The following is a 6779-nucleotide window of genomic DNA, read 5'->3' on the forward strand; positions in this document are numbered from 1 at the left end:
CGGTTTGGGGGCTGGCTCACCCCTCGCGGGGGTTGGGGGTGTTGGTGGCCGCCGCCGTAAGCCGCGGTTTTGGGGGGGGGGGGGGTCGGCACCCGCCCCCACCCCGCTGTCACCCGTTCGAGTCACACCGGTCGGGACCGCAGCCCCTCCAGCAGGATGTCCAGCAGCCGCGCCGAGGCCGCCGCCTGCTGCGCCGCGTCCGGCAGCGAGGGCGCCGCGGTCGCGATCACCAGCAGGACGTCCGACACCGACACGTCGGTGCGCAGCGCACCGGCCGCCCGAGCCCTGTCCACGAGCTGGCCCACGACCTCCAGCAGCGCCGCCGCCCCGGCGTCGTCGTCGGCGGAGAGCAGCGGGGCCTCCTCCGGCACCAGCCGCAGCTCGCCGGAGCCCGGGGTGGTCCGCTGCTGCGGCACCCGCGTCCCGTCGTAGCCGTCGGACACCTCGTCGGCGACCCCGACCCGCAGCACCTGCGGCGGCAGCAGCCGCCCTGCACCGGATGCGACCGACGTGCGCAGGAAGCGCGACAGCGCCGACCACGGCTCGTCCTCCTGACCGAGCGCCGCCCGCGCCTGGTCGGTCAGCCGGGAGGTCTCCTCCTCGGCTATCCGCCGGACCAGGACGTCCTTGCTCGGGAAGCGCCGGTACACCGTGCCGACACCGACCCGGGCGCGCCGCGCGACATCCTCCATCGGCGCGCCGTAACCCAGCTCGCCGAAGACCTCGCGCGCCGCGCGCAGTACGTGTTCCAGATTGCGCTGTGCGTCCACGCGCAGCGGGGCCGAACGCGATCCGTCCCGTCCGTTGCCCGCCGCGCTCATCGCCGAGCCCATCGCACCGCCCATCGCCCCGCCGCCGGGTGCGATGGCGGACGCGGTGGACGCGGTAGACCAATGAGAGTCCTGAATGTGCATAAATGATCCCCCGGTAATGACGTCTCCCCCCGGAGACTCTCCCCGTCATCGAAAGCCGGAGCGAGCGGAACAAGCCCGTTTCACGAGTCCGCCCGTCGCGGACCCGGAGCGCATCCCCCTACACCCCGTCGACACACGAACATAGTTGAGTGGGGGTCAATTCAGAAGGGGCAGGTTCCGCACGGAGCGCCCCCCGATCGGAGTACGGGTGCCAAACGCCCCGATTGCACCCCCTCCGCCCGCCCTGCGCACCCCCATTGACCTGCGAATACACCGCGCGCTCCGACAATCCGGCCAACCCGGCGCGCCGACGACTTCCGGTCACACAATTTGTCGAGGCTGTGGACAAACTCAAGCGACGGGTGCGTCATGGGATGGTGAAGGAACGTGCGCGCATTCTGGTTGTCGGCGGTGGCTACGTCGGGATGTACACGGCTCTGCGTCTGCAGCGCAAGCTGAAACGGGAACTCGACCGGGGCGAAGTCGAGATCACCGTCGTCGCCCCCGACCCGTACATGACCTATCAGCCGTTCCTGCCCGAAGCGGCCGCCGGATCCATCTCCCCGCGCCATGTCGTCGTACCGCTGCGCCGCGTCCTCGACCGCTGCCGCGTCGTCGTCGGCGAGGCCACCGCGATCGACCACGCCAAACGCACGGCCTTTGTCGCCACCCTCGCCACCGAGGAGGAGCGCACGGGCGGCGAGCAGCTGTCGTACGACGAACTCGTCCTCGCCCCGGGTTCGATCGCGCGCACGCTGCCGATCCCCGGACTCGCCGACCACGGCATCGGGTTCAAGACGGTCGAGGAGGCCATCGGCCTGCGCAACCACGTCATCGAACAGATGGACATCGCCTCCTCCACCCGCGACCCCGCGATCCGCGACGCCGCCCTCACCTTCGTCTTCGTCGGCGGCGGCTACGCGGGCGTGGAGGCACTCGGCGAGCTGGAGGACATGGCCCGCTACACCGCGCGCTACTACCACAACCTCCGTCCCGAGGACATGAAGTGGATCCTCGTCGAGGCCTCCGACCGCATCCTTCCGGAGGTCGGCGAGGACATGGGCCGCTACACGGTCAGCGAACTGCGCCGCCGCAACATCGACGTACGGCTGAACACCCGCCTGGAGTCCTGCGTGGACCGCGTCGCCGTCCTCAGCGACGGCAACCGCTTTCCCACACGTACGGTCGTGTGGACCGCCGGCGTGAAACCCAGCCCGCTCCTCGCCGCCACCGACCTCCCGCTCAATGAGCGAGGTCGGCTGAAATGCACCCCCCAGCTCACCGTCGAGGGCACCACGCACGCGTGGGCGGCCGGAGACGCGGCCGCCGTCCCCGACGTCACCGCCGAGGAGCCCGGCAAGGAGACGGCCCCCAACGCCCAGCACGCCGTACGCCAGGCGAAGGTCCTCGGCGACAACATCGCGCACGCGCTGCGCGGCGAGCCTTTGGAGACGTACTCCCACAAGTACGTCGGCTCGGTGGCCTCCCTGGGTCTGCACAAAGGTGTCGCGTACGTCTACGGACGCAAACTGAAGGGCTACCCTGCCTGGTTCATGCACCGCGTCTACCACCTCAGCAGGGTCCCCACCTTCAACCGCAAGGCCCGGGTCCTGGCCGAATGGACCCTGTCGGGACTCTTCAAGCGGGAGATCGTCTCCCTCGGTTCACTCGAACATCCCCGCGCGGAGTTCGAACTCGCGGCTGGTGGAAAGCATCCTCACGACCCGACGAACGACCCGAAGGGGTCGTCCTGACCGGACCGAGGAACTCCACGGACCGCCCCGGCGTCTGACGAATATCGACCCGGCCGGTCACCCTGCCAGACTGGTGCCCGACTTCGGACGGGCAGCCGCCCGCCCCTCGAACCAAGAGGTTTTCCCACCGTGCTGCACCCTCGGGCTGCCGTCCCCAGCCCCCCGGCCGGGCCCGGCCCGAAGACGCCGAAGACGACGACACGAGGCAAGGATTCGTGAACTTCACGCGCTGGAGCGCCCGCCTCCCCGGAACGCAGCGCCGCGCCGCAGCGCGGACCGACGACCTGGTCACCGACGACCGCCTGAGCGAGGGAGCCGTCCCCGCGGCCCGCGCCGAACAACTGACCATGCCGGCCCCCGCCGTCGACGAACTCCCCGTCCGCGCAGTCCTCGACCGTGTCCCCGCCCTCGTCGCCCTCGTCCACGGCCCCGACCACCGCCTCGCCTACGTCAACGACGCCTATGTGGTCGCCTTCGGCCCGCGTCCCACGGGCGAACCGGCCCGCGAAGCCCTCCCGGAGCTCCACGAGATCGGCCTCCTCCCCCTCCTCGACCAGGTCCTGCGCAGCGGCAAGCCGCGCACGGTCAAGTCCCGCAAGGCCCCCGACGGCCGCTCCTACACCTTCACCTGCACCCCGGTGACGGAAGGACACAGCGCCGGCGGTGGCGGCGGAGTTCTCGTCTTCGCGACCGACGTCACCGACCACGCCGAGGCCGCCGAGCGCCTCAGAGCCAGCGAGCGCCGCCAGCGCGAGACCGCCGTCACCCTCCAGCGCAGCCTGCTCCCCCAGGAACTCGAAGAACCCGACGACCTGCGCGTCGCCGCCACCTACCACCCCGGCGGCACCGAGGCCGCGGTCGGCGGCGACTGGTACGACGTCATCACCCTCGGCGGCGGCCGCACGGCCCTGGTCATCGGCGACGTCATGGGCCGCGGGGTGCGCGCGGCAGCGGTCATGGGCCAACTCCGCACGGCTGTCAGGGCCTACGCCCGCCTCGACCTCCCCCCGCACGAGATCCTCCAGCTCCTCGACGGTCTCGCCATGGAGATCGACGCCAACCAGATCGCCACCTGCGTCTACGCCATCCACGACCCGAACGAGGGCAAGCTGGTCTACGCCTCGGCCGGCCACCTGCCCATCCTGGTCCGCGACGAGAGCGGCGTCGTCCTGCGCGCCGACGAACCCACCGGCCCGCCGCTCGGCACCGGCGGCTGGATGCACGCCTCGGGCTCCATCCCGCTCGGCCCCGGTTCCACGGCCGTCCTCTACACGGACGGCCTGGTCGAACGCCGCAACGAGGACCTCGACGAGGGCATCGCGGCCCTCGAACGCGCCCTGGCCGGCGCCACCGGCACCCCCCAGGTGATCTGCGACCGCCTCGTCCGCTCGGCCGGCGTCACCGCGGAACACGACGACGACGTGGCAGTCATGGTCCTCCAGCACCCGGCGCACACGGGCCCCGACGGCGAGCTCTTCCGCAACGCGGCGCTGGAACTGCTGGGCGGCGTCGAGGCGGCTCCACGCGCGCGTGCCTTCGCCTCAGGGGTGCTGACGAGCTGGCGGTTCCCCGTCGAGCTGCACGACCTGGGTGTGCTGGCGGTGAGCGAACTGGTCGCCAACTCGCTCCAGCACGGGATTCCGCCCATGCGGCTACGCCTGCGCCGCACCGACCGGCGGCTGATCGTCGAGGTGACGGACGGGGACGACCACCTGCCCCGGCGCCGACAGGCGGAACCCGGTGACGAGTCCGGACGCGGGATCGCCATCGTGGCGACCATCGCGTCGAACTGGGGGTCCCGGCGGACGCCGGGGGGCGGGAAGGCGGTGTGGTGCGAGTTCGTGCTGCCGAAGGGGTAGCGCCGTGCAGGTCAGGCGCTGATGGACTCCGGCCGCCTGCCACCCTGGGCCACCACACGGCTCCCGCTCAGTGACGGCTGGTTCTGTACGGGGGTCAGCTGCCTGCCCAGCCGCACGGCCAGGTAGGTGATGCCCAGCGAGAACAGCAGGAACGTCACGATGTACGGCGTGTGCAGCGAGGCTCCCATCGGGCCGCCGACCGCCGGACCGACGGCCAGGGCGAGCTGCTTCACCAGGGCGAAGGCGGAGTTGTACTGGCCCGCCATGCCCTCCGGCGCCAGATCGGCGACCAGCGGGGCCACCGTCGGCGACAGCATCGCCTCGCCCAGCCCGAACAGGGCGTACGTCGAGACGAAGGCGGCCGTGGCCATCTCCCGGCTGCCGTGTCCGAGCCCGGCGTAACCCGCGGTGAGCCATGCCACGGCCCAGATGAGTCCGACCAGGGCGATCACCCGGGACCTCCGCCGCCGCTCGACGAACCTCAGCACGGCGAACTGCGCGACCACGATCATCGCGGTGTTGGCGGCCAGGGCAGTGCCCAGCGCGGAGGTGGAGATGCCGGCCGCCTCGACGCCGTAGGCGCTCAGGCCGGACTCGAACTGTCCGTAGCACGCGAAGAACAGCACGAAGCCCAGCACACACAGCTGCACCATGGCCCGGTTGCCGAGCAACTGCTTCCAGCTGCCCTTGGCGGTCCCGGTGGGCGCGGCCTCGATCCGCGGCGCGTGCGGCAGTCGCAGGGTTGCCATCACGACCACCAGCAGCAGGAACATCGCCGCCTCGATCGCGAACAGCACGGTGAAGGACGCCGCGCTCGAGGTGTCGACGAGATGCCCGCCTATGAGACCGCCGACGCCGAGCCCGAGGTTCTGCAGGAAGAACTGCGTCGCGAAGGCCCGGGACCGCGTCTCAGAGGTGGAGCAGTCCACGATCATCGTGGCCAGCGCCGGCTGCATCACGGCCTGGCCCGCTCCGAGCGCGGCCGCCGACAGCAGCACGGTGGACGCTTGGCTCGCGAGCCCGAGGCTCAGCGACCCGACCGCGGCCGTGACCAGAGCGGTGAGCAGGACCGGCAGCGGGCCGCGCCCGACGATGGCCCGTCCGGCGAACGGCAGCACGATCAACGCCGCCACGGCAAAGACAGCGAGGACCAGCCCCGCTGTCATGGCCCCAAGGCCCCGCACCTGCGCCACATAGACGTACAGGTAGGGGACGGTGAAACCGAGCCCGAACGCGCTGAGTGCGTTGCCCACGTGGATCCGACGCATCGCTGCGCCCCTCGCCCTGGTCACGTTCACCTCTCTCACTAGTTAGGAGTGAAGACTTCAGAGTTAAAGTTCGATGCTGAAGACTACATAGTGAAGGACTTCAAGGCAAAGGACGTGCGTGTCATACTGCGCACATGGCCGAGACCCCCGGCGCCCCCGAGCCGACGCTCGAAGAACAGATCGCCGCCTACCAGCGCGAGTTCCACGACCTCGACCCCCAGGTCGAGCAGATCGTCTCGGCGCTCTCCCGGCTGAACCGCCGCATGAACGTCGCTTACGGCCGTCAGACCGCCGCCCTCGGCATCAGTAACGCCGAGTGGGAGGTCCTCAAGGCGCTCGTGCTCTCCGGGGCCCCCTATCAGCTGGGTCCCAGCGACCTCGCCAAGCGCCTCGGCCTCACGCCGGCGGCGATGACCCACCGGATCGACCGCATGCTCGCCGAGGGACTGGTGACCCGGGAGCGGGACGAGTCCAACCGCGTGCGCGTGATCGTGGAGCTGACTACCGAGGGTCGCGAGAAGTGGCTGGAGGCGATGCGCCTCGCCACGGTCTTCGAGGAGGACCTGCTCCAGGACCTGTCCGCGGAGGAACGCAACAGCCTCGGGGACGTTCTCACCCGGCTCCTGCGTAGGGTGGAGCATGCACAGCCGGACGCCGGCGGGCGACTCAGCGACCTCGACTGAAAAGATCTTGACGGGGGGTGCTTGACAGCCCCCTGGCAGATCCGTAGAGTTCTTCGGGTTGCCGCGGGGCCGTAACGGTTCTGCGGTAGCACCTCCGCCGCGAGAGCGGCCACTCAAACCATCAGAACGATCTCCCAGCCGGGATGAATTCGGTGTGCCCGAATTCAATTCGATTTGGGTGCGGCTCCTCGATTTGGGACCGCAGCGAGAGTCCGCTAAGGTTTGAGACGTCGGAACGGCCCAACAGCCGGGAAGACAAGCCCCCTGACTGGGAATCAGGCCCGAAAGGATCTGATAGAGT

Annotated in this window: 5 protein-coding genes; 3 read left to right on the forward strand and 2 right to left on the reverse strand. The window is 70.3% G+C overall.

Going from position 1 to position 6779, the window contains the following annotated elements:
• Positions 1–122 precede the first annotated feature (122 nt).
• Positions 123–914 carry a TetR/AcrR family transcriptional regulator gene (locus ACFVYN_RS40190; RefSeq protein WP_390007630.1) on the reverse strand — a complete coding sequence of 264 codons (792 nt, stop codon included), beginning with the start codon at positions 912–914 and terminating at the stop codon, positions 123–125.
• Positions 915–1288: 374 nt separating this feature from the next.
• On the opposite strand from ACFVYN_RS40190, the gene ACFVYN_RS40195 reads away from it, so the two are divergent.
• Both ACFVYN_RS40195 and ACFVYN_RS40200 read left to right on the forward strand, forming a co-directional pair.
• Complete coding sequence (locus ACFVYN_RS40195) at positions 1289–2668, forward strand: NAD(P)/FAD-dependent oxidoreductase (RefSeq protein ID WP_390007631.1); 1380 nt, start codon at positions 1289–1291, stop codon at positions 2666–2668.
• Between the two features lie 215 nt (positions 2669–2883).
• Entirely contained in the window at positions 2884–4527 is a 1644-nt protein-coding gene (locus ACFVYN_RS40200) for a SpoIIE family protein phosphatase (RefSeq protein ID WP_390007633.1), read from the forward strand.
• Positions 4528–4538: 11 nt separating this feature from the next.
• On the opposite strand, the gene ACFVYN_RS40205 is transcribed toward ACFVYN_RS40200, so the two are convergent.
• Positions 4539–5795 carry an MFS transporter gene (locus ACFVYN_RS40205; protein ID WP_390007634.1) on the reverse strand — a complete coding sequence of 419 codons (1257 nt, stop codon included), beginning with the start codon at positions 5793–5795 and terminating at the stop codon, positions 4539–4541.
• A 134-nt stretch (positions 5796–5929) separates the two neighbouring features.
• On the opposite strand from ACFVYN_RS40205, the gene ACFVYN_RS40210 reads away from it, so the two are divergent.
• Positions 5930–6478 (forward strand): MarR family winged helix-turn-helix transcriptional regulator, encoded by a 549-nt coding sequence (locus ACFVYN_RS40210; RefSeq protein ID WP_390007637.1) that lies wholly within the window; start codon positions 5930–5932, stop codon positions 6476–6478.
• Positions 6479–6779 lie beyond the last annotated feature (301 nt).

Source organism: Streptomyces sp. NPDC058307, assembly GCF_042880295.1.
Taxonomy (GTDB): domain Bacteria; phylum Actinomycetota; class Actinomycetes; order Streptomycetales; family Streptomycetaceae; genus Streptomyces.

Coding starts and splice junctions, on each gene's coding strand:
- ACFVYN_RS40190 (WP_390007630.1), bottom strand. CDS start 914: ATGCACATTCAGGACTCTCATTGGTCTACCGCGTCCACCGCGTCCGCC.
- ACFVYN_RS40195 (WP_390007631.1), top strand. CDS start 1,289: ATGGTGAAGGAACGTGCGCGCATTCTGGTTGTCGGCGGTGGCTACGTC.
- ACFVYN_RS40205 (WP_390007634.1), bottom strand. CDS start 5,795: ATGCGTCGGATCCACGTGGGCAACGCACTCAGCGCGTTCGGGCTCGGT.
- ACFVYN_RS40210 (WP_390007637.1), top strand. CDS start 5,930: ATGGCCGAGACCCCCGGCGCCCCCGAGCCGACGCTCGAAGAACAGATC.